Here is a 20,454-nt window from a genome sequence, read left to right as displayed (position 1 = left end):
CGGACCTCGCGGTCAGAGGGAAGGGCGGCCCTTGTCGTACAGCCAGGCCCTGAAGAAACCGTCGAGCTTCTGGCCGCTGACCTTGTCGGCGACCGCGACGAACTGCGGCGTCGTGCCGCCCTGGTGCCGCCGCTCCTTGGTCCAGGTCTTGAGGATCTGGAAGAACTTGTCGTCGCCGACCTTCTTGCGCAGCGCGTGCAGGGTCATCCCGCCGCGGTCGTAGACCGAACGCCCGAACATCTGGGCGCGGCCCGGGTTGCCCGGCGGCACGTCCCACAGCTCGCGGTTGGACTCGTCCTGGTAGAGGGAGTCGAAGTGGCTCTGGACGGACTGGCCGCCCGACCGCTCGTCCCACATCCACTCGGCGTAGGTCGCGAACCCCTCGTTCAGCCAGATGTCCTGCCACTTGGTGACGCTCACGCTGTCGCCGAACCACTGGTGCGCCAGCTCGTGCGCGACGATCGTCTGGTCCACGCCGAACGCCCCGTACACCGGCCGCGTCTGGGTCTCCAGCGCGAAGTTGACCGCGGCGTTGTCGATGATGCCGCCGGTCGAGGAGAACGGGTAGGGCCCGAACAGCTTCACCCACTCGTCGGTGATCTGGGCGTTCTTGGAGTTGAAGGTGTCGGCGTTCACCGCCGAGACCGAGGGGTCCACGGCCGACAGGATCGGGATGCCGCCGGGCGTCTTGCCCGAGCGGACGCTGAACTTCCCGACGTCGATCGTGGCCAGGTAGGTGGCCATCGGGTCCTTGACGTGCCAGACGCTGGTGGCCGTACGGCCTTGTCTCTGGCCCTGACCCCTCGCGACGACGGGCACGGCCGAGGCCGGGGGACCACCCTGGTCACCGTCGGTGTTCGCCGGGGTCGGGGTCCCCTCGCCGCCACCACCGTCCCCAGGCGTGGGGAACGGCGCGGGAGCGTTGCCGCCTCCGGTGCTGGTGGGCGGGGTCTCGGGCTCGCCGTTGGCGATCACCGTCAGGCCCTCGGGCGCGGTGATCTCGAAGTCGAAGGTGGCCTTGTCACTCGGGTGGTCGTTGCTCGGGAACCAGGTGTGCGCGCCGCTCGGCTGGCAGGCCACGAACACCCCGTCGGGCGTACGGATCCAGCCGTACCGGCCGAGGATCGGGTCCTGCACCGGACGCGGCGTGCCCGAGTAGCTGACCGAGGTCGTGAACGTGGCGCCCTTCTCGACGGGCTTGGCGGGCTCGACGACCAGCTCGCTGCCCTGCAGGCGCTGCCGCGCCGCGGCGCCGTCCACCGTCACCGCCGACACCTGGAGGCCGGTGAGGTCCAGGTCGAAGCGGGGCAGCCGGTCGGTCGCGACCGCGGTGATCTCCGCGGTGCCGTCGAGCTCCTTGGCGCCGCCGGGCGTGACGTTCAGCTTCAGCTTGTAGTTCTGGACGTCGTAGCCGCCGTTGCCGTCACCCGGGACATAGGGGTCGCCTGCGCTGTCGGGGCCGGTCGGGCCGGTGGCGGCCATCGTCGGCGTCGCGCCGCTGCTGCTCGACGAAGTCGAGTCCTTGCCGCCGATCGTGACCTGGCAGGCCGACAGCGACCCCGCCACGGCCAGGACGGCCAGCCCGACGGCTGCATGGGGATGGCTGATGATGGAACGTCCGGCCGAAGTCACGTTGCCCAGACTGCCGGTGAAAAGGCAGTCTGGGCAACTTGGTTCGGATACCCGCTGTGATTACCGGCCCGCGTACGGGTCGGGCTCCCCGGGGTTGGCCTTGACCACGACGGTGTGCGCCACCTTGTCGTGCAGGGCCTGCTTCCGCTCGTCCCACAGGATCCAGGCGATGTCGATCACGCCGATGCAGAAGCAGATCTGGCCGAGGATGACGTAGAAGCCCGCCCGCGACAGCGCCTGGTTGTTGGAGACGGCCCCGCCGTCCTCCTCGCGCACGACGCGGATCTTGAGCAGCTTCTTGCCCAGCGTCTGGCCCCACTTCTGGGTCATGAACCAGTAGTAGAGGAAGCCCAGGACGATGCCGATGATGTTGCCGACCCACTGGCCGCTGGACCAGGTGATGGTCTCCCCGGTGTCGGGGTTGAAGACCTTGTGCCAGTTGATGAACGGCGCGGAGACGATCCCGCTCACAATGCCGACGATCAGGATGTCGATGATGCCCGCGCCCAGACGTGCCCAGCGGCTGGCGAGGCCCGAGGCCGGGTCGACGTAGCCGCCCGCTCCGCCGGTGTAGCCGGGCAGGCCGCCGTAGGGCTGCTGCTGCGCGCCGTACGGGTCCTGGCCGCCGCCGTAGGAGCTGCCGTACGGCGAGGGCTGCTCCTGCTGGCCGCCATAGGACGGCTGCTGCCCGTAGGCGGGCTGCTGGGGCTCCTGGCCGTAGGGCGGCTGCTGACCGTACGGAGGCTGCTGAGGCTGCTGCTGTCCATAGGACGGCTGTTGAGGCTGCTGCGGTTGCTGCCCACCCTGGCCGCCTTGCCCACCCTGACCGCCTTGCCCACCCTGACCGCCGTACGGCTGCTGGCCGTATGAGGGCGGTTGCTGCTGAGGCTGCTGCGGTTGCTGCTCGCCATAGGAAGGCTGCTGCCCGCCGTACGACGGTGGCTGCTGCTCGCCGTACGAGGGCTGCTGCTCACCGTAGGAAGGCTGCTGGGGCTGCTCGCCCTCGGGTCGATCCGCCGGCGGAGGCCCGGACTCGCCGGGCGCCCGCCACGGCTCGTCGTCGGGCTGCTCCCCGGGCGCGGGGTTCTGTGGCGGTTGCGTCATGCCGTCAACGTGAGCCGGAGCAGGTGGGCTCAAACGTCGCCGCGCCCGGGGCGGGCGGAGGATTTACCCGTTCAAGATCAAAGATTTCCGCGCAGCTCCTGCTCGCGCTCGATCGCCTCGAACAGGGCCTTGAAGTTGCCCTTGCCGAAGCCGAGCGAGCCGTGCCGCTCGATCAGCTCGAAGAAGACGGTCGGGCGGTCCTGCACCGGCTTGGTGAAGATCTGCAGCAGGTAGCCGTCCTCGTCCCGGTCCACGAGGATCTTGCGCTTCTGCAACTCCTCGACGGGAACGCGGACCTCGCCGATGCGGGAGCGCAGCTCCTCGTCCTCGTAGTAGGAGTCGGGGGTGTTGAGGAACTCGACGCCCGCGGCGCGCATCTGGTCGACCGAGGCCAGGATGTCGCCCGTGGCCAGCGCGATGTGCTGCACGCCGGGACCGCCGTAGAACTCCAGGTACTCGTCGATCTGGGACTTGCGCTTGCTCTCGGCCGGCTCGTTCAGCGGGAACTTGACCTTGCGGCTGCCGTCCGCGACCACCTTGGACATCAGCGCCGAGTACTCGGTGGCGATGTCGTCGCCCACGAACTCGGCCATGTCGGTGAAGCCCATCACGCGGTGGTAGAAGTCGGCCCACTCGTCCATGCGCTCGACGTTGCCCACGCAGTGGTCGATGGCCTGGAAGTACCGCTTGCTCGCGGGCGGCTCGACGATCGGGTCGGCGGGAACGAAACCGGGGAGGTAGGGGCCGGTGTAGTTCGAACGGTCGACGAGGCTGTGGCGGGTCTCGCCGTACGTGGCGATGGCGGCGATCACGACCTTGCCGTGCTCGTCCTCCAGGACGTACGGCTCCTCAAGGCCCTTGGCGCCCTTGGCCAGGGCGTGCCGGTAGGCGGCGTAGGCGTCCGGGACCTCGATCGCCAGGTCGACGACGCCGTCGCCGTGTTCGGCGATGTGCCGGCCGAGGTCGGTGCCGGCCTTCACGGGCCCGCGGAAGACGAACCGGGCGCTGCCCGACTCCAGAACGTGGACCGCCTCCTCGGGGCTGCCGTTCTCCGGCCCGCGATAGGCCACCCGGCGCATTCCGAGAGCGGTCGAGTAGTAGTGCGCTGCCTGCTTGGCGTTGCCGACGGCGAAGACGACGGCGTCCATGCCCTTGACCGGGAACTCATCCATGCCGCCATCTGAAACCGAGGGCTACAGAGTGCGCAAGAGTGGATCTGATCGCTGGACAATTTGTATATTGGCTGTGGGATCTCATTGGCTGAGCTGTACAGGATGACCATGGCCATCGACGAGCTCGACGGACGCCTGCTGGAGCTGTTCACCGAGGAGCCGCGGATCGGGGTGCTGGAGGCGTCCCGGCGGCTCGGTGTCGCCCGCGGGACCGTGCAGGCGCGGCTGGACCGCCTCGCCCGCCAGGGCGTGATCCGCGGCTTCGGGCCGGAGATCGACCCGGCCGCCCTCGGCTACGGGGTGACCGCGTTCGTCACCCTGCAGATCCGCCAGGTGGGCGGGCACGACGTGGTCGCACGGCGGCTCGCCGGGGTGCCGGAGGTGATCGAGGTCCACACGATCACGGGCGGCGGCGACATGCTCTGCCGCGTCGTGGCGCGCAGCAACATGGACCTGCAGCGCGTGCTGGACGTGATCGTGGAGGTGCCGGGCGTGGAACGGGCCTCGTCGGTGCTCTCGCTGGCCACCCAGGTCCCGATGCGCACCCTGCCCCTCGTACGCGCCGCCAGCGCCAGCGCCGGTGCCGGTGCCGGTGCCGGGGATTCAGACCGTTCCGGAAAAGCGGAAGGCCCGCCGCTCCCGGAGGAGCGACGGGCCCGCTAGAGCTGTTCCCCGGCCAGGGGTTGTTCGCACCGGGCGGCCAGGCCGGCCCGGCGCGCCAAGCGTCAGGCGCCGCCGTAGGGGGTGGCGTCGATGATCTCGACGGACATGCTGCGTCCGTTGGGCAGCGAGTAGGAGGCCTTCTCGCCGACCTTCTTCCCGTTGATCGCCGCGCCGAGGGGCGACTTGGGGGAGTAAACGTCTATGGGGGCTCCGCTCTCCTCGCGGGAGGCGAGCAGGAACGTGACCTCCTCGTCGTCGCCCTCGAAGGCGACCGTGACGGTCATGCCGGGGCCGACGACGCCCTCGGTGCGGGGGGCCTCGCCGACGCGGGCGTTCTCCAGGATGCTCTGGAGCTGGAGGATGCGGCCCTCGATCTTGCCCTGCTCCTCCTTGGCCGCGTGGTAGCCGCCGTTCTCGCGCAGGTCACCCTCTTCCCGCGCCGCCTCGATCTTCGCTGCGATCTCGATGCGGCCCGGGCCCGACAGATGGTCCAGCTCAGCCTTGAGCCGGTCGTACGCCTCCTGGGTCAGCCAGGTGACGTTGTCAGCGCGGGTCTCGGTCACGGATACTCCTCATCCACATGAAATGCGGCCGGGTGAAACCTCTAGCCTATCCGGTGTGTGGGGGTAAAGGTTCCCCCTTGAACGCGTGCGCAACCGGCCAAGTGCGGTCCGGCTTTCAGCAGGTGATTCGCCCCGCGCGGGCCTCTGACCCGCTAAGGAGCCGCCCGCCCTCACCTCAGCCCCTACGGCCCGGCGGCTCAGGCCCTGCGGCCCGGCGGCTCAGGCCCTGCGGCCCGGGTCCCGCCTTGGCGTCCGGCGGCTCAGACCGTGTGGCATCCCTGGACGCGGGCGCCGGTCGCCCGGCGGGAGGTCGGCAGCGTCTCGGTCCAGGTGTCGCCCTTGGTGCCGCGCGGCACGGTGATCTCCTTGTGCGCCACGATCGCGAAGTCCTTGTCGAAGGCGTCCACCACGCAGCGGACCTCGTCCTTCTTGTCCTTGGCCACCGAGTAGGTGACCTTGACCGAGGCGTCGCTCAGCACGGTGTAGGCGATCGTCTGCTGCTCGATCCCGGGCCGCTGGCCCACGTTCGCCATCACGAACGCCCAGCCGCCGGCGCAGACCGCCGTGATCAGGCCGATGACGACGAGGCCGACCTTGCCGATGCGGGACTTGTCGTCGGTCGGTGCAGCGGGGGCACTGGTCGCCATGGCGGGGAATCTCCGTGCAGGGTGCGGACGTTATCAGGGACAATTCTCTTCTGTCTGAGCGCGTGCTCCGAACCGGGGGCCGCCTAGAGCTTGCGCTAGGGAGATCCCAGGTGACCGACGCCACCAACCGTACGACCATGCCATCGCCCGGCGAAGGAGCCGAGCCGTTGCGGCTGATGGCCGTCCACGCCCACCCCGACGACGAGTCGAGCAAGGGCGCGGCGACGATGGCCCGCTACGTCGCCGACGGCGTGGAGGTCCTGGTGGTGACCGCCACCGGGGGCGAGCGCGGCGACATCCTGAACCCGGCGATGGACCGTCCCGAGGTGAAGGCCAACATCGGCAAGGTCCGCGAGGAGGAGATGACCCGGGCCCGCGAGATCCTGGGCGTTCAGCAGCGCTGGCTCGGCTTCGTCGACTCGGGCCTGCCCGAGGGCGACCCGCTGCCGCCGCTCCCCGAGGGTTGTTTCGCGCTGGAGTCGCTGGAGTCGGCGTCCGCGCCGCTCGTGCGGGCCGTACGGGAGTTCCGGCCGCACGTGATCCTGACCTATGACGAGAAGGGCGGCTACCCGCACCCCGACCACGTGAAGACGCACGAGATCTCGGTCGAGGCGTTCGAGGCCGCGGGGGACCCCGACCGCTACCCGGGCACCGGCGAGCCCTGGCAGCCCCTCAAGCTCTACTACCACATGACGTTCACCCCCGACCGGCTCGTCGCGCTGGACACCGCGATGCGCAAGGCGGGCCTGGAGTCCCCGTACGCCGACTGGCTGAAGGACCGCGAGGACCGGCCCCAGTTGTGGGAGGTCACGACCCGGGTGCCCTGCGGCGACTACTTCGAGACCCGCGACCGCGCCCTGCTCGCGCACGCCACCCAGATCGACCCGAACGGCTTCTGGTTCATCTGCCCGCTGGACCTCCAGCGTGAGGCATGGCCGACGGAGGACTACCATTTGGCCAGGTCCCTGGTCGACACCGAGCTGCCGGAGGACGACCTGTTCGCCGGCATCCGGGAAAAGGTGGCTTTCTAAATGCTTCCGCTCGCCATTCCGCTCAACAACGACACCGTCAGCCCTGGCTTCCTGGGCTTCGGCGTCTTCATCGCCCTCCTGATCGCGCTGGTCTTCCTGGTCCGTTCGATGAACAAGCAGATCCGCAAGATTCAGGCGCCGAAGGAGGCCGACCTGAAGCAGCAGGAGTGGGAGGCCGCGCAGGCCGCCAAGGAGGCCAAGGCCGAATCCGGCGAGGCCAAGGCCGAGGCGGCCAAGGCCGAAGGCAGCGGCGACTGACGCATGAGCGGCCCCCCGGAGCCTTCCCCCGACCCCGTGGGACTCGCGGTGCTGCGCGCCCGTGACGTCGGCGGCGCGCAGGTCACCTTCTTCGAGCTGTTCTTCGACCTGGTCTTCGTCTTCGCGATCACCCAGCTGTCGCACCGGCTGCTCGAGCACCTCACCGTCCGCGGCGCGCTGGAGACCCTGCTGCTCCTGCTCGCCGTCTGGTGGGCGTGGATGTACACCTGCTGGACGACCAACTGGTTCGACCCCGACAACCCCACCGTCCGGCTGATGCTGGTCGGGGTCATGATCGCCGGTCTCCTCATGACGGCCACGCTGCCCGCCGCGTTCGGCGACCGCGGCCTGTGGTTCGCGGCCTCGTACGTGGCGCTCCAGGGCGGCCGGACGCTCTTCGTCACGATCGTCACCCGGTCCCATCCGCTCGGCCCGAACTTCCAGCGCATCCTCTTCTGGATCATCGTCCCGGGGGCGCTGTGGATCGCCGGCGCCTTCATCGACGACCCCACCCGGCGCGGCCTGGTGTGGCTGCTCGCCATCGGCCTCGAGTACCTCGCGCCCTGGCACGGCTACGCGACGCCGATCCTGGGCCGTTCCTCCACCGCCGACTGGGACATCGACGGCGAGCACATGGCCGAACGGTGCCGGCTGTTCATCATCATCGCCCTGGGCGAGTCCGTCCTGGTCACCGGCGCCACGCTGAGCGACCTCACCCTGAACGCCCAGACCGTCACCGCGTTCGTGGTCGCCTTCGCGACCGCCGTCGCCCTCTGGTGGATCTACTTCGACCACACCGCCGGCGTGGCCGCCGAACGCATCGTCTCCGCCGAGGACCCCGGCCGCCTGGCCCGTTCGGCCTACACCTTCATCCACATCGTCATGGTCGCGGGCATCATCGTCTCCGCCGTCGCCGACGAGATGACCATCGCCCACCCCACCGGCCACGTCTCCACCGGCCTCATCGCCGTGGCCCTGGGCGGCCCGGCCCTGTTCATCGCCGGTCACGCCCTCTTCAAGCGTGTCGTCTTCGGCCACTTCACCCGAGCCCGCCTGGTCGCCATCCTCGCCCTGGCGGCCCTCGCCCCGGCCGCCCACTTCATGAACCCCCTCACCCTCAGCGTCGCCTCCACCGTCATCGTCGTAGCCCTGGCCCTCTGGGACGTCCGCAGTTACCAGGCCAACCGGACCACCGCGACCGCCATCCCCACACAGCGAGACCCAGCCGACCCCCTCCACGACAAGCCCGAGTTCCAACCCCCCTCCCTAGGCGACCCCACCCATTAGCGGGCGATGGCCGGGCGAGAAGGGTCCGGCGGGCTGCGGGCAAGTAGAAGTGTGACCGCAGTCCGAAGCTCCCGAAGGGGCATCCGGCGCCGGGCCCCTGCCGAGGGATCCGACGCCGAGATCATCGACGCGTCCCGGCGCGAGCCGGAACGCTTCGCCGTGATCTTCGACCGCCACTACGCCGAGATCCACCGCTACGTGGACCGGCGGCTCGGCGCCGACGCGGCCGACGACATCGCCGCGGACGTCTTCCTGATCGCGTTCCGGCGCCGGGTCACCTTCGACCCCGGCCAGGTGTCGGCGCGGCCGTGGCTCTTCGGCATCGCGACCCGGCTGATCGGCCGCCACCGCCGCTCGGAGCTGCGGCGCTACCGCGCGATGGCGCGGCTGGACCCGGGCGGCGTGATCGAGGGGCACGAAGAGCGGGTGACGGACGCGGTCGCGGCCGGGGACGCCGGCCTGAGCCCGGCCCTGGCCCGTCTGGCCGCCGTCGACCGCGACGTTCTGCTGCTGGTCGCCCTCGCCGGCCTCAGCTACCCGGAGGTCGCGGCCGCCCTCGGCGTCAAGTACGGAACGGTCTGCTCGCGGCTGAGCAGGGCCCGCAGGCAGATCCGGGAGGCGCTGGGCGGCGTCGACCCCACGAGCGTGGTCGACCCCAACGGCGACGTCGACCCCACGAGTGTGGCCGACCCCGCTCGCATCGAAGGAGGCGACCATGGATGACGACCTGACGCGGATCGGTGCGCTGCTCGCGCCCGAACGCTCGCCCTCACTCGTGGTCACCGAGCAGGCCAGGCGCCGCCTGCTGGAGGTCGCCGGACGCCGGCGTCCATCGCTGCCGAGGCTGCGCGGGCTGCCGGGACGGCTGATCGTGGCGGTGGGGACGGCCGCCGGCCTGGTGGCCGCCGGCTTCGGGTTCCACGCCTGGGAGACCCGCCCGCTCTACCGGCCCGAGCCGCTGGCCGGGCAGGACGGGCCGGCGGCGTCGTTCCTGCTCGCGGCGGCCGACGGCAAGGCGCGGCACAGCACGAGCGGACGGTTCTGGTACGTGCACACGGTGCGCGGCACCACCAGCGTGGTGAAGTCCCCCCGCAGGCCGAACGTCCGCTACACCGTCGAGGTGAGCCGCGACGCGTACGAGCTGGCGGGGGAGGGCGGGGGCGACGACTGGGACGGCGACGAGATCAAGGTGCGGCCCGCCGGGCCGTCCGACAAGGCCGAGTGGACCGCGGACTGGGCGCCCGACGCCTCCGAACTCGGCGTGGAACCCCCGGTGGAGCAGGAGCTCACGCCGGGCACGGACGAGGGCGCGATGTTCGACATCGGCGTGCCCGAGGTGGCACAACTGCCCGCGGACCCGTCCGAGCTGCGCGCGTGGATCCTGAACTACGCGACCAAGTTCGACCACAAGCGGCTGCACGATCCCGACCTCTACCTGTTCGTCAACGCGCCGATCATCATCACGGATCTGCCGGTACCGGACCGGCTGCGCATCGCGACCTACCGGATCCTCGCGAGCCTGAAGAACGTCCGGATGGTCGACGCGACCGACGCCGAGGGGCGGAGGGGCCGGGCGGTCGCGATGCGCCAGACGAGCCGCGACTACGGGACGATCGAGTGGCAGCTCTTCATCGACCCGTCCACGGGGCGCCTCACCGCGCGGCAGGGTGTTCTGGTGACGCCGGGACGCAAGAACGCGGGCCTACGCCCGGGCACACGCCAGTACTTCGAGCTCGTGAAGACGGCCGACTGGAGCAACGCTTCCAGGCAGCAGCTCGCACCTCGGTGGGTCTGGGACAAGAGCTGGGAACCGCCAGAGCCTCCCGACGAGTGACGGGATCGGCTCTGGGCAGGTCTTCCGAGGTCAGTTCGGGGTCAGAGGTCAGTTCGGGGTCAGTTGCCGAGGTTGATGTTGCCGTGGAAGTCGCGGCCTTGGATGACGCTGCCGGTGACCTTGGCGTTGCCGGAGATGGTGTTGGTGACGTTGCCGGTGGAGGCGGGCTGCTCGGCCTCGGCGATCCAGGCGCGGAGTCCCTGGGCCAGCTCGGGGTCGCGTTCGGACATGGCGACCACGGCTTGGGCCAGGGACTCGACCTGGGTCTGGTCGGCGTTGCCTGTTTGTAGTTCTTGGGCGGCGGAGACTTCGGGGGCGGTGCGGCCGAAAGCGGTCTTCACCAGGCCGGTGAACTTCTCCCAGAGCTGCTTGCCGGCCTCGCCGGTGGCGCCTTCGCCGACCTTGAGGAGGACTGCGGTGAGGGCTGACGCCGTGATCGGATCCATGCACTTCTCCCCGTCGCGAGAACACCTGGCTCGACAGTAATCGGACGCGGTGTCCTCTATCGATGGTTCCGGGGAGTAGGTCAGGCCTTGCGGTGGTCCCAGGTGGTGATGCGGTCGGGCTCCATGACGATGATGACGCGCTTGGCCAGGGACTGTTCCAGGGCGGCGGCGAACTCGGGGTCGATGGGGGCGCCCATCTCGGGGACGGGCATGCCGGCGAGGCGGGCGCCGACGACGGCGCCGACCTGGAGGCGGACGTCGGGGTCCTCGACGATCCGGCCCTGGCCGTAGAGGGCCACCCCGCGCAGCTGGTCGTACTCGGTGCCGTCCTCGACCAGGCAGGTCATGGTCGGGTTGCGGCGCAGGTTCACGACCTTCTGCGAGCTCTTGTACGTGGAGAACGCGATCTTGCCGTCGAGCAGCGCGTAGAACATGGTGACCAGGTGCGGCTCGCCGTCCTTGCCGACGGTCGCGACCTGCACCTTGGAAGAGGCGGAGAGGAACGCGGTGACCTCGTCGGCGGTCATCTTGATCTTGTCGCGCTTGCTGGCCACGGGGTCTCCTTGCGTACGGGGGGTGTCGCGCCGGTGACGCGGCCAGGATAACCGCCTGCTTACCAGGGGTTCGCACCGGCACCATAGGGGGATGTCGGTTCGCGATCTCGTCGTCCTCGGCTCCGCCAGCGCGGTGCCCACCAAGTCCCGTAACCACAACGGCTACCTGCTGCGGTGGGACGGGCATGGGCTGCTCTTCGACCCGGGCGAGGGAACGCAGCGGCAGATGGCCTTCGCGGGGGTGTCGGCCAACGATGTGACCTGGATCTGCGTGACGCACTTCCACGGCGACCACTGCCTGGGGGTGCCCGGGATCGTGCAGCGCATCGCCCGGGATGGGGTCGAGCACCGGGTCGATGCCGTCTATCCGGCCAGCGGGGCCGTCTACTGGGAACGGCTGAGGCATGCGACTGCCTTCCGCGACACCGATGTCATCGTGGAGCAGCCGGTTTCGGGGGAGCGGATGGCGCTCGAGACCGGGGACGCGCCGTTCAGCCTGAGCGCGCGGAGGCTTTCGCATCCGGTCGAGTCATATGGGTATCGGCTTGAGGAGCCTGACGGGGTCACCATGCTGCCGGGGAAGCTCGCGGCCAAGGGCGTACGGGGGCCGCTCGTCGGGCGGTTGCAGCAGGAGGGGCGGGTGACGCTGCCCGACGGGACCGTGGTCACGCTGGAGGAGTGCAGCGTGCGCAGGCCCGGGCAGAAGGTCGCGTTCATCATGGACACCCGGCTGTGCGAAGGCGTGCACGAACTGGCGGCGGGAGTCGATTTGCTGGTCATCGAGTCGACGTTCCTGGACGAGGACGCCGCGCTGGCGGCCGAATACGGTCACCTCACGGCCTTGCAGGCGGGCCAGGTCGCGGCGCTGGCGGGCGTGCGGCGCCTGGTGCTGACGCACATCTCCGAGCGCTACAAGGCGGATGAGGAACCGCGTTTCGTCGAGCAGGCTGCGGCCGCGTACGCCGGCGAGATCGTGCTGGTGCACGATCTGGACCGGATCGCGATGCCTCCGAGGCGCCGGGATTCAACGCCTTGACGGGCAAGAACGCAAGCGTGAGGCAACTATCGGCATCTTCCGTGATTCCGTGGCTTCGCACTGTTCTCATGGGGTCATGTGGCCATCGGGGACACCCCGGCTAGCAGGGGCTCTCATCCTGCTGTTGCCTCTCACCGCGTGCGGCTCGACAGGGAAGAACGACGCGCATTCGGGTCGTTCGGCCGTTCCTCCGCAGGCGCCAGATCAGTCGGCGGCCCCGGCACCGAGCACCGGGCCGAACGCCGCGCCGAACGCCGTGCCGAACGCGGCTCCGGGCGCGAGCAGCGCTCCGCCGAGCCCGCATCCGGTCGGGGCGCCCGCCCAGGGGAGCACGCCCTCCTACTGGGGCAGGCCCGTGGTCGAGGACGGCTTCGACGGCACCAAGATCGACTCCTCCACGTGGGTCGTCTACGACTCGCCGGACGACCGGGTGAACCCGCGTACGAGGGCCGCGACCAAGGTCGAGGACGGCACGCTCAAGCTGACCGGCGGGATCTACGGCGGCAAGGACCTGTCGGGCGGCGTCGCGTCCCGGCTGAACCTCACGCACGGCCGCTGGGAGGTGCGGATGCGGGCCGAACGCGGGGTCGGCTACTCGGCGGTCGCGCTGCTGTGGCCCAAGGTCTTCGGCCGCCCCGAGTTCGCCGAGGTCGACTTCGCCGAGATCATCGACTCGACCCGGCAGAGCGTCGGGATGTTCCTCCACTACGGCCCCAAGGACACCCAGCGCCAGAAGATCGTCAAGCGGGACGCGACGCAGTGGCACACCTACGCCCTGGACTGGCTCCGCGGCGGCTTCACGTTCTGGGTGGACGGGAAGAAGGCCTGGACCTACCGCGGCCCGCTGACGCCCGAGCGGAGCAAGATGGGCCTGGCCCTGCAGAACGACCAGGTCTGCGACCGCGGACCGGGCTTCTGCCGTACGCGCTCCACCCCGAAGTGGGTCACGATGTACGTCGACTGGGTCAAGATCTATAAAGCGCCGAGTTGAGGGGCACGACATACACATGGCCGAAGAAGTCGACGTCATCGTCGTAGGAATGGGCCCCGGCGGCGAGGACGCCGCGGGGCGGCTCGCGGCCGCCGGGCTGGCGGTCGTCGGGGTGGAGTCGCGGTTGGTGGGCGGCGAATGCCCCTACTTCGCGTGCGTCCCGACCAAGATGATGGTCCGCGGGTCGGATCTGCTCGCCGAGGGCCGCCGGGTCAACGGCATGGCCGGAACGGCGCAGGTCACGCCCGACTGGTCGCCCGTCGCGGCCCGGATCCGCGACGAGGCCACCGACGACTGGGACGACAAGGCGGCCGTCGACCGCTTCACGTCCAAGGGCGGCCGGTTCGTGCGCGGCCGCGGCCGCGTCACCGGGCCGAACGAGGTGACCGTCGGCGACCAGGTCTTCCGGGCCCGCCGCGGCATCGTCCTCAACCCGGGCACCGACCCGGTCGCGCCGCCGATCGAGGGCCTGGCCGGAACGCCGTTCTGGACCAACCGCGAGATCGTCAAGGTCACCGAGATCCCCGAGAGCCTGCTGGTGCTCGGCGGCGGCGTCGTCGGCGCCGAGATGGCGCAGGTCTTCGCCCGCTTCGGCGCGAAGGTCACGGTCGTCGAGGTCGCCGACCGCATCCTGGCCGTCGAGGAGCCCGAGTCCAGCGCGCTGATCGCCAAGACCTTCGAACGGGACGGCATCGCGATCCGTACCGGCGCCAAGGTCTCCCGCGTCTCGCACGACGGCAAGGCGTTCACCCTCCACCTGGAGGACGGGGAGCTGAGCGGCGAGCGCCTGCTGGTGGCCGCCGGACGCCGTACGGACCTCAAGGCGCTCGGGATCGGCGCCGCCGGGCTCGACGAGTCGGCCCGCACGATCGAGGTGGACGGCAACCTGCGCGCCGGCCCCGGCATCTGGGCGATCGGCGACGTCACCGGGAAGGGCGCGTTCACCCACATGTCGATGTACCAGGCCGACATCGTCGTCCGCGACATCCTCGACGAGGAGGGCTCGCCCGCCAACTACCGCGCCGTTCCCCGGGTCACCTTCACCGACCCCGAGATCGGCTCGGTCGGCCTCACCGAGGCGCAGGCGCGCGAGCAGGAACTGCCGATCCGCATCGGCACGACCCGGCTCCAGGATTCGACCCGCGGCTTCATCCACAAGGTCGACAACGAGGGCTTCATCAAGCTGATCGAGCACGCCGACTGGGGAACGCTGGTCGGCGCCACCGTGGCGGGCCCGATGGGCGGCGAGATCCTGGGCGCGCTGGCCGTCGCCGTGCACGCCGAGGTCCCGGTCAAGGAGCTCCGCGAGATGATCTACGCCTACCCGACGTTCCACCGCGCCATCCAGTCCGCTCTGGCCGACCTCGGGTAAGCCGCCCGGGTAGGTCGTGGCCGCATGGGGCAGGATCGGACGCATGAACCGCCTCAAGGACGCGACGAGCCCCTACTTGTTGCAGCACGCGGACAACCCGGTCGACTGGTGGGAATGGAGCGACGAGGCGTTCGCCGAGGCGCGCCGCCGCGACGTTCCGATCCTGCTGTCGGTCGGGTACGCCGCGTGCCACTGGTGCCACGTCATGGCGCACCAGTCGTTCGAGGACGGGCCGACCGCCCAGCTCATGAACTCGCTGTTCGTCAACATCAAGGTGGATCGCGAGGAACGGCCCGACGTCGACGCCGTCTATATGGAGGCGACGCAGGCCATGACCGGGCAGGGCGGCTGGCCCATGACGGTCTTCATGACGCCGGACGGGCATCCGTTCTACTGCGGCACCTATTTCCCGCGGCCGCAGTTCCAGGGGCTCCTGAACGCCATCACCAAGGCGTGGACCGAGCAACGCGACGAGGTCGTCGGCCAGGGCCGGCAGGTCGTCGAGGCGCTGACCTCGCGCGGCCCGATCGGCGGCGGCGCGCAGGCGGCGCAGGCCCCGGACGAGGAACGGCTCGAGGCCGCAGTCCGGACGCTCGCCGGGTCGTACGACAGGGCGCGGGGCGGCTTCGGCGGGGCGCCCAAGTTCCCGCCGTCGATGGCGCTGGAGTTCCTGCTGCGGCACAACGCGCGCACGGGCGACGCCGAGGCGCTGGCGATGGCCGGGCACACGCTGGAGGCGATGGCGCGCGGCGGGATGTACGACCAGCTCGGCGGCGGTTTCGCGCGCTACTCGGTGGACGCGTCCTGGGTGGTGCCGCACTTCGAGAAGATGCTGTACGACAACGCGCTGCTCGCCCGCGTCTACGCGCACTGGTGGCGGCTCACCGGCAACCCGTTCGCGCGGCGGATCGCGCTGGAGACCTGCGAGTGGATGCTACGGGACCTGCGTACTCCCGAGGGTGGGCTCGCGTCCGCACTGGACGCCGACAGCGAGGGCGTCGAGGGCAAGTTCTATGTGTGGACGGCCGAGCAGCTGCGCGAGGTCCTCGGGGCGGAGGACGGCGATTTCGCGGCTCGGTTGTTCGAGGTCACCGGAGAGGGCACGTTCGAGCACGGGAGCTCGGTGCTGCAGCTCCTGGCCGACCCTGACGACGCCGAACGCTACGAGCGCGTTCGCGACCTGCTGCTGGAGGCCCGGGACCGGCGCGTTCCGCCCGCGCGGGACGACAAGGTCGTGGCCGCGTGGAACGGCCTGGCGGTGGCTGCGCTGGCCGAGTGCGGGGCACTGTTCGACCGCCCGGACCTGGTCGCCGCCGCCGAGGAGATCGCAGGCCTGATCGAACGACTCCACGCGAGCGCGAGCGCGGGAGAGGGCGCGGGCGCCGAGGGCGCGAGCGTGAACGCGGGCGACGCGAGCGGGAGCGACGCCGGCGGCGGGGGCGGGGGCGGCGACGCCGGCGGGCGGCTCGTTCGTACGTCCAAGGACGGCAGGGCAGGCGCCAACGCCGGGGTGCTGGAGGACTACGCGAACGTGGCCGAGGGCCTGCTGGCGTTGCACAGCGTGACCGGCGGCGTCGGCTGGGTGCGGCTCGCGGCCGGGTTCCTGAACACCATTCTTGAACGGTTCGGGGACGGCTCCGGGGGCTTCTACGACACCGCCGACGACGCCGAGTCGCTCTTCCGCCGCCCGCAGGACCCGACCGACAACGCGACGCCCTCGGGCCAGTTCGCGGCGGCGGGCGCGCTGCTGTCGTACTCCGCCCTCACGGGATCGGTGCGGCACCGGGACGCGGCCGGGCAAGCGCTGGCCGTCGCCTCGCTGCTCGCGGAGAAGCACGCGCGGTTCGTCGGATGGGGCCTGGCGGTCGCGGAGGCGTTTGTCTCCGGTCCGCTGGAGGTCGCGATCGTCGGCGAGGACGGCGACGAACGGGCCGCGCTGCACGAGGCGGCGCTCATGGCGACCTCGCCCGGCACGGTCGTGAGCGTCGGGCGGCCGGGGACCTCCGATGTGCCGCTGCTGGCCGGGAGGGAGCCGGTGAACGGTTCGCCGGCGGCCTATGTCTGCCGTGGATTCGTGTGCAGGATGCCGGTCACGACCGTGGTCGATCTGACCCGTGAGCTGCGAGGATAATTGGATCGCCCGTCCATTTTGTGAGATGGTGACCTTGATCTCACCAGGCCATGGTGTTACCAATGGGTAACGGAGATGGGGCTTACGCTTTGCGGCCATCCGTATCGGGGTGGCGCGTGAGGCGCTGGGTATCTGGACGATGGTCCCGTTTCTGGGTCATAGTCGTGGAGCCGGCAAGGGCCGCGAACGAGGGAGTGCAGACGTGCGCAAGCCGAACCGCCGGGTCCTACCGACGATCATCGGCGTTTCGGTACTGACCACGCTCGCCGTCAACGGCGCGGTCCTGGTCGCGCACAGTCAGCAGAGCGGCGACGCGCCCGCAGCACGTACCCAGACCAAGAACCAGTTCGTCGTCGCGTCCGGCAACTCCAACCTGTCGCCGAACGCCGTGGCCCCCGAGGGCAAGCGCCTCACCCCGCACGTGCTGGTCGCCGCCCCGTCCACGCTGCCGCCCGACGTCGCCGAGAAGATCCGCCGCATCAAGGGCGTCGCCGGCGTCGAGTCCGTGGACGCCGTCCAGGCGCAGGTCGCGGGCAAGCGCGTCGGCCTGCTGGGCGTCGACCCGTCCACGTTCCGTAACTACACGCCGAAGCCGACCGCGCAGTCGGACGCGCTGTGGCGCAACATCGCCGGCGGCGACGTGGCGATCTCGTTCACCATGGGCAGCGACGGCGGCGTGCAACTCGGCAGCCAGATCCCGGTCGGCGGCAAGGCCCGCCAGACCCAGCTGCGCGTCGGCGCGTACGCCACCATGGGCATCGCCGACGTCGACGCGGTCATCTCGCACTCGACCGCGCAGGCCCTCGGCATGCCGACCTCCAACGCACTGCTGATCAGCTCGCCCAAGGTCAACACCGGCAAGCTCATCAAGTACCTCCGCAAGACGCTGCCGAAGCAGGCGCGCGCGGTGGAGGTCAACCCCAAGATCGACTACCCGTCCGCCGGGAAGCTGCCGACCGCGCACGGCCAGGTCATGACGGCCCAGCAGGTGCAGACGGTCATCAAGGCCGCCTCCACCCGCCTCGGCTGGCCCTACGTCTGGGGCGGCGAGTCCGAGGGCGAGGGCGGTTACGACTGCTCCGGCCTCATGCAGTACGCGTTCGCCAGGGCCGGGATCAGGCTTCCGCGCGTCGCCGCCGACCAGGCCCGCGCCGGCTGGGTGATCCCGTACTCCAAGGCGCAGCCGGGCGACATGCTCATCTGGGCGAACGACCCGACCGCGCCCGGCTACATCTCCCACATCGCCCTCTACGTCGGCGACGGGAAGATGATCGTGGCCCCGCACACCGGCACGGTCGTCCAGGTCCAGAACGTCTACACCCGCAACCTGAAGGGCGCGGTCCGCGTCAACCCGCAGGTCGCCGCCCGCATCTCCGGCTGACCGCCCTCGCGTTCGTCGACGCCTGAGCGCCCGGCTCAGAACGGCCGGGCTGGACACGGTCGGGCTCAGAACGGCCGGGGTCAGAGCGGGAAGCCGGACTCCAGCAGTTCCAGGTTGTGGTCGATCAGGTCCGGCATCTCCTCGATCTGGACTTTGCCGTCCATCCACGCGTACATCGCCGACATGAGCACGCCGACGACCGCCCAGGCGAGCGCGTCGATGTCGAGGTCGTCCTGGCTCCGGCCGGTCCGTTCGGCCAGAACCTCCTTCAGGATCAGGTGGGTGCCCTCGCGCAGCGACTCGAACGTGCGGGCGCGCAGCGCCGGAACGGTCGTCGTCAGCCGCATCCGCGTCATGACGACTTCCATGTCGGTCGCGAACATGTACGGGAGCAGGTCGCCCAGCGTCGTCCGGAGGGCCTGGATCGGGGTCAGTTCGGCCGGCTGGGAGCGGAACACCTCGGCCATGATCGGGTCGTACTCGTCGGTGACGACGACGTCTTCCTTGGTCGGGAAGTAGCGGAAGAACGTGCTGGGCGAGATCTCCGCGGCCTCCGCGATCTGCTCGACCGTGGTCTCGTCGTAGCCCCGCTCGCCGAAGAGCCGGAGGGCGTGGTCCTGGATCGCCCTCCGGGTCTTCAGCTTCTTGCGCTCCCGGAGCGGCAGCCGCTCCAACCGTTGGTCGAGACGGTCGATGAGATGCTCAGGAAGCGACGTGCTCATGGTCCGATTCTGGGCTATCGACGTTGTCCTGCGCACGTTCGGGCCGGGGCGGGCGCGGCTGGAAGATCCAGACCAGCACCGCGACGACCGTTGCCCCGACGGCGCAGACGGCCAGAACGGCGTCCATTCCCTGCACGTAGGCGTGCTGCGCGGAGGCCAGCAGGTTCGCGTCGTGCAGCTGCCCCGACACCTTGGCGGCGACGCCGATCGAGTCGCGGGCGCCGTCCGCCGCGTTCCCGGGCAGTCCGGCGACCTCGACCTTGTCGCGGTAGACCGTCGACAGCAGGCTGCCCAGCCCGGCGATGCCGAGCGCGGCGCCGGTCTGCCGGAGCGTCTGCACCAGGCCCGAGCCCCGCCCCGCCTGGTCCTCCGGCAGCCGCGACAGAACGACGTCCATCGCGGGGATCATCGACAGGCCGATGCCGAGACCGACGACGCTGAGCCACGTCGCGGTCGTGGAGTAGCCGTCGCCGACCTCGGTGAGCGCACCCCAGCCGACGCCCGCGGCGAGCAGGAACAGCCCGGTCACGATGACCGGCTTGTGCCCGGTGCGCGGAACGAGCCGGTCGATCGCCAGCCCGCCCACCATGAGGCCGAGCAGCATCGGGATCAGCCGAAGCCCCGTGCCGAACACGCCGTTGCCCTGGATGACCTGCAGGTATTGCGGCAGCACGAACAGCGCGCCCGACATGACCAGCGTTCCGAGGGTTCCGGCGACCACGGCCCAGGTGAACGCGGCGTCATGGAACAGCCGCACGTCCATCATCGGCTGCGTGAGGCGCCGTTCCCACAGCACGAACGCGGCCAGCAGCGCGAGGCTCCCGCCGAGCGAGGCCAGGATCACCGGGTCGGTCCAGCCGTCCGCCGGTGCCTCGGTCACCCCGTACACCAGGGCCGTGAGCCCGCCCATCGACAGCAGCGCGCCGAGGAAGTCCACGCGCGGCGCCGCGGCGTCGCGGGACTCGGGCAGCAGCAGCGCCACGGCGATCGCGCCGACCGCCACCACCGGCACGTTGATCAGGAAGATCGAGCCCCACCAGTAGTGCTCCAGCAGCCAGCCGCCGAGCAGCGGCCCGAGCGGCAGGCCGAGCGCCATCGACGACGACCACACCGCCACCGCCCGCGTGCGCTCCTCCGGCGGGAAGATCGACGGCAGGATCGACATGGACAGCGGCATCATGATCCCCGCGCCGATGCCCATGAACGTACGCGCCACGATCACGCCCGCCGGCCCGCTCGCGAACGCCCCCGCCAGCGACGCCGCCCCGAAGATCACCATGCCGATCAGCAGCAGCCTCTTGCGCCCGAACCGGTCGCCGAGCAGCCCCGCCGGCATCAGCAGCGCGGCGAACACCAGCACGTAGGAGTCCACGGTCCACTGCAGCTGGCTGGTGCTGGCGTGCAGGTCCTCCGACAGGGTCGCCAGCGCCACGTTCAGGATCGTCAGGTCGAAACCGAGCGCCAGCATGCTGACCGCCAGCGCGCCCAGCCCCCACCAACGCCTCGAGCCCGCCATCGACATGACGGTCACCTCCTATTGAGTCCGTCAACCAAATGACAGTAACTCTCAAAAGAAGGTGAGTGTCAATACACCCTCACTCTCGACGCGGGCGACCCCAACCCTGTAATT

The 20,454-nt window shown here is 70.2% G+C and carries 21 protein-coding genes; 11 read left to right on the top strand and 10 right to left on the bottom strand.

From position 1 onward, the window contains the following. Positions 1 to 12: 12 nt before the first annotated feature. The 3 genes from J4573_RS07480 to hppD all read right to left on the bottom strand — a co-directional run bounded on the left by J4573_RS07480 (position 13) and on the right by hppD (position 3,908). A complete protein-coding gene (locus tag J4573_RS07480; protein WP_307796534.1) occupies positions 13 to 1,632 on the bottom strand; it encodes a M1 family metallopeptidase in 1,620 nt (539 codons plus the stop codon). A 60-nt stretch (positions 1,633 to 1,692) separates the two neighbouring features. Next, a complete protein-coding gene (locus tag J4573_RS07475) occupies positions 1,693 to 2,736 on the bottom strand; it encodes an RDD family protein (RefSeq protein ID WP_208254547.1) in 1,044 nt (347 codons plus the stop codon). Between the two features lie 77 nt (positions 2,737 to 2,813). After that, positions 2,814 to 3,908: a 4-hydroxyphenylpyruvate dioxygenase gene (gene hppD, locus J4573_RS07470; protein WP_208254546.1), complete on the bottom strand. Its 1,095-nt coding sequence runs from the start codon at positions 3,906 to 3,908 to the stop codon at positions 2,814 to 2,816. 108 nt (positions 3,909 to 4,016) lie between these two features. Here hppD and J4573_RS07465 point away from each other — a divergent pair, with 108 nt between their 5' ends. Continuing rightward, positions 4,017 to 4,571: an Lrp/AsnC family transcriptional regulator gene (locus J4573_RS07465; RefSeq protein ID WP_208254545.1), complete on the top strand. Its 555-nt coding sequence runs from the start codon at positions 4,017 to 4,019 to the stop codon at positions 4,569 to 4,571. 62 nt (positions 4,572 to 4,633) lie between these two features. Here J4573_RS07465 and greA read toward each other — a convergent pair whose 3' ends face one another. Together greA and J4573_RS07455 are read right to left on the bottom strand one after the other, a co-directional pair. Further along, positions 4,634 to 5,134 (bottom strand): transcription elongation factor GreA, encoded by a 501-nt coding sequence (gene greA / locus J4573_RS07460; RefSeq protein WP_208254544.1) that lies wholly within the window; start codon positions 5,132 to 5,134, stop codon positions 4,634 to 4,636. A gap of 260 nt (positions 5,135 to 5,394) precedes the next feature. Next, positions 5,395 to 5,781 (bottom strand): DUF4307 domain-containing protein, encoded by a 387-nt coding sequence (locus tag J4573_RS07455; RefSeq protein ID WP_208254543.1) that lies wholly within the window; start codon positions 5,779 to 5,781, stop codon positions 5,395 to 5,397. A gap of 176 nt (positions 5,782 to 5,957) precedes the next feature. Between J4573_RS07455 and mca the strand changes: the two genes are divergently transcribed. The 5 genes from mca to J4573_RS07430 are packed head-to-tail and all read left to right on the top strand — an operon-like array spanning position 5,958 to position 10,191. After that, positions 5,958 to 6,812: a mycothiol conjugate amidase Mca gene (gene mca / locus J4573_RS07450; protein ID WP_208254975.1), complete on the top strand. Its 855-nt coding sequence runs from the start codon at positions 5,958 to 5,960 to the stop codon at positions 6,810 to 6,812. Beyond that, complete coding sequence (locus tag J4573_RS07445; protein WP_208254542.1) at positions 6,813 to 7,070, top strand: hypothetical protein; 258 nt, start codon at positions 6,813 to 6,815, stop codon at positions 7,068 to 7,070. Between the two features lie 3 nt (positions 7,071 to 7,073). Beyond that, entirely contained in the window at positions 7,074 to 8,357 is a 1,284-nt protein-coding gene (locus J4573_RS07440; RefSeq protein WP_208254541.1) for a low temperature requirement protein A, read from the top strand. A 51-nt stretch (positions 8,358 to 8,408) separates the two neighbouring features. Beyond that, entirely contained in the window at positions 8,409 to 9,080 is a 672-nt protein-coding gene (locus J4573_RS07435) for an RNA polymerase sigma factor (protein WP_307796533.1), read from the top strand. Then, positions 9,073 to 10,191, top strand: coding sequence for a CU044_5270 family protein (locus J4573_RS07430; RefSeq protein WP_208254539.1), 1,119 nt, complete (start codon positions 9,073 to 9,075; stop codon positions 10,189 to 10,191). Before J4573_RS07435 ends, J4573_RS07430 begins: the two co-directional genes overlap by 8 nt. Positions 10,192 to 10,250: 59 nt before the next feature. Here the strand turns inward: J4573_RS07430 and J4573_RS07425 are convergent, their stop codons facing one another. Next, the gene (locus J4573_RS07425) at positions 10,251 to 10,637 is read right to left on the bottom strand and encodes a hypothetical protein (RefSeq protein ID WP_208254538.1); all 387 of its coding nucleotides are present in this window, start codon (positions 10,635 to 10,637) and stop codon (positions 10,251 to 10,253) included. Positions 10,638 to 10,717: 80 nt separating this feature from the next. Beyond that, positions 10,718 to 11,191, bottom strand: a complete 474-nt coding sequence (locus tag J4573_RS07420; RefSeq protein ID WP_307796532.1) for a pyridoxamine 5'-phosphate oxidase family protein — start codon at positions 11,189 to 11,191, stop codon at positions 10,718 to 10,720. Positions 11,192 to 11,282: 91 nt separating this feature from the next. On the opposite strand from J4573_RS07420, the gene J4573_RS07415 reads away from it, so the two are divergent. Beyond that, positions 11,283 to 12,227 (top strand): ribonuclease Z, encoded by a 945-nt coding sequence (locus tag J4573_RS07415; protein WP_208254537.1) that lies wholly within the window; start codon positions 11,283 to 11,285, stop codon positions 12,225 to 12,227. 204 nt (positions 12,228 to 12,431) lie between these two features. On the opposite strand, the gene J4573_RS55975 is transcribed toward J4573_RS07415, so the two are convergent. Continuing rightward, positions 12,432 to 12,560 (bottom strand): hypothetical protein, encoded by a 129-nt coding sequence (locus J4573_RS55975; protein ID WP_307796531.1) that lies wholly within the window; start codon positions 12,558 to 12,560, stop codon positions 12,432 to 12,434. A 22-nt stretch (positions 12,561 to 12,582) separates the two neighbouring features. Between J4573_RS55975 and J4573_RS07410 the strand changes: the two genes are divergently transcribed. From J4573_RS07410 to J4573_RS07395, 4 genes are all read left to right on the top strand, one after another. Continuing rightward, positions 12,583 to 13,218, top strand: coding sequence for a glycoside hydrolase family 16 protein (locus tag J4573_RS07410; RefSeq protein ID WP_208254536.1), 636 nt, complete (start codon positions 12,583 to 12,585; stop codon positions 13,216 to 13,218). Positions 13,219 to 13,234: 16 nt separating this feature from the next. Continuing rightward, the gene (locus tag J4573_RS07405; RefSeq protein ID WP_208254535.1) at positions 13,235 to 14,590 is read left to right on the top strand and encodes a dihydrolipoyl dehydrogenase family protein; all 1,356 of its coding nucleotides are present in this window, start codon (positions 13,235 to 13,237) and stop codon (positions 14,588 to 14,590) included. A gap of 43 nt (positions 14,591 to 14,633) precedes the next feature. After that, positions 14,634 to 16,721 carry a thioredoxin domain-containing protein gene (locus tag J4573_RS07400; protein WP_208254534.1) on the top strand — a complete coding sequence of 696 codons (2,088 nt, stop codon included), beginning with the start codon at positions 14,634 to 14,636 and terminating at the stop codon, positions 16,719 to 16,721. A 202-nt stretch (positions 16,722 to 16,923) separates the two neighbouring features. Further along, positions 16,924 to 18,102, top strand: a complete 1,179-nt coding sequence (locus J4573_RS07395; protein ID WP_208254533.1) for a C40 family peptidase — start codon at positions 16,924 to 16,926, stop codon at positions 18,100 to 18,102. 80 nt (positions 18,103 to 18,182) lie between these two features. Here J4573_RS07395 and J4573_RS07390 read toward each other — a convergent pair whose 3' ends face one another. Together J4573_RS07390 and J4573_RS07385 are read right to left on the bottom strand one after the other, a co-directional pair. Continuing rightward, positions 18,183 to 18,824 carry an acyl-CoA-like ligand-binding transcription factor gene (locus J4573_RS07390; protein ID WP_208254532.1) on the bottom strand — a complete coding sequence of 214 codons (642 nt, stop codon included), beginning with the start codon at positions 18,822 to 18,824 and terminating at the stop codon, positions 18,183 to 18,185. Further along, positions 18,805 to 20,340: a DHA2 family efflux MFS transporter permease subunit gene (locus J4573_RS07385; protein ID WP_208254531.1), complete on the bottom strand. Its 1,536-nt coding sequence runs from the start codon at positions 20,338 to 20,340 to the stop codon at positions 18,805 to 18,807. The genes J4573_RS07390 and J4573_RS07385 overlap by 20 nt, the downstream gene beginning before the upstream one ends. Positions 20,341 to 20,454: the final 114 nt, after the last annotated feature.

Source organism: Actinomadura barringtoniae, assembly GCF_017573505.1.
GTDB lineage: Bacteria > Actinomycetota > Actinomycetes > Streptosporangiales > Streptosporangiaceae > Spirillospora > Spirillospora barringtoniae.
This window is presented reverse-complemented; position numbering and strand designations above follow the sequence as displayed.

Bases quoted from the DNA above. Each gene is read 5' to 3' on its own strand.
- J4573_RS07390 (WP_208254532.1), bottom strand. From the start codon at position 18,824: ATGAGCACGTCGCTTCCTGAGCATCTCATCGACCGTCTCGACCAACGG.
- J4573_RS07385 (WP_208254531.1), bottom strand. From the start codon at position 20,340: ATGGCGGGCTCGAGGCGTTGGTGGGGGCTGGGCGCGCTGGCGGTCAGC.
- mca (WP_208254975.1), top strand. From the start codon at position 5,958: ATGGCCGTCCACGCCCACCCCGACGACGAGTCGAGCAAGGGCGCGGCG.
- J4573_RS07415 (WP_208254537.1), top strand. From the start codon at position 11,283: ATGTCGGTTCGCGATCTCGTCGTCCTCGGCTCCGCCAGCGCGGTGCCC.
- J4573_RS07455 (WP_208254543.1), bottom strand. From the start codon at position 5,781: ATGGCGACCAGTGCCCCCGCTGCACCGACCGACGACAAGTCCCGCATC.
- J4573_RS07405 (WP_208254535.1), top strand. From the start codon at position 13,235: ATGGCCGAAGAAGTCGACGTCATCGTCGTAGGAATGGGCCCCGGCGGC.
- J4573_RS07475 (WP_208254547.1), bottom strand. From the start codon at position 2,736: ATGACGCAACCGCCACAGAACCCCGCGCCCGGGGAGCAGCCCGACGAC.
- J4573_RS07425 (WP_208254538.1), bottom strand. From the start codon at position 10,637: ATGGATCCGATCACGGCGTCAGCCCTCACCGCAGTCCTCCTCAAGGTC.
- J4573_RS07445 (WP_208254542.1), top strand. From the start codon at position 6,813: ATGCTTCCGCTCGCCATTCCGCTCAACAACGACACCGTCAGCCCTGGC.
- hppD (WP_208254546.1), bottom strand. From the start codon at position 3,908: ATGGATGAGTTCCCGGTCAAGGGCATGGACGCCGTCGTCTTCGCCGTC.
- J4573_RS07465 (WP_208254545.1), top strand. From the start codon at position 4,017: ATGGCCATCGACGAGCTCGACGGACGCCTGCTGGAGCTGTTCACCGAG.
- J4573_RS07440 (WP_208254541.1), top strand. From the start codon at position 7,074: ATGAGCGGCCCCCCGGAGCCTTCCCCCGACCCCGTGGGACTCGCGGTG.
- J4573_RS07400 (WP_208254534.1), top strand. From the start codon at position 14,634: ATGAACCGCCTCAAGGACGCGACGAGCCCCTACTTGTTGCAGCACGCG.
- J4573_RS07430 (WP_208254539.1), top strand. From the start codon at position 9,073: ATGGATGACGACCTGACGCGGATCGGTGCGCTGCTCGCGCCCGAACGC.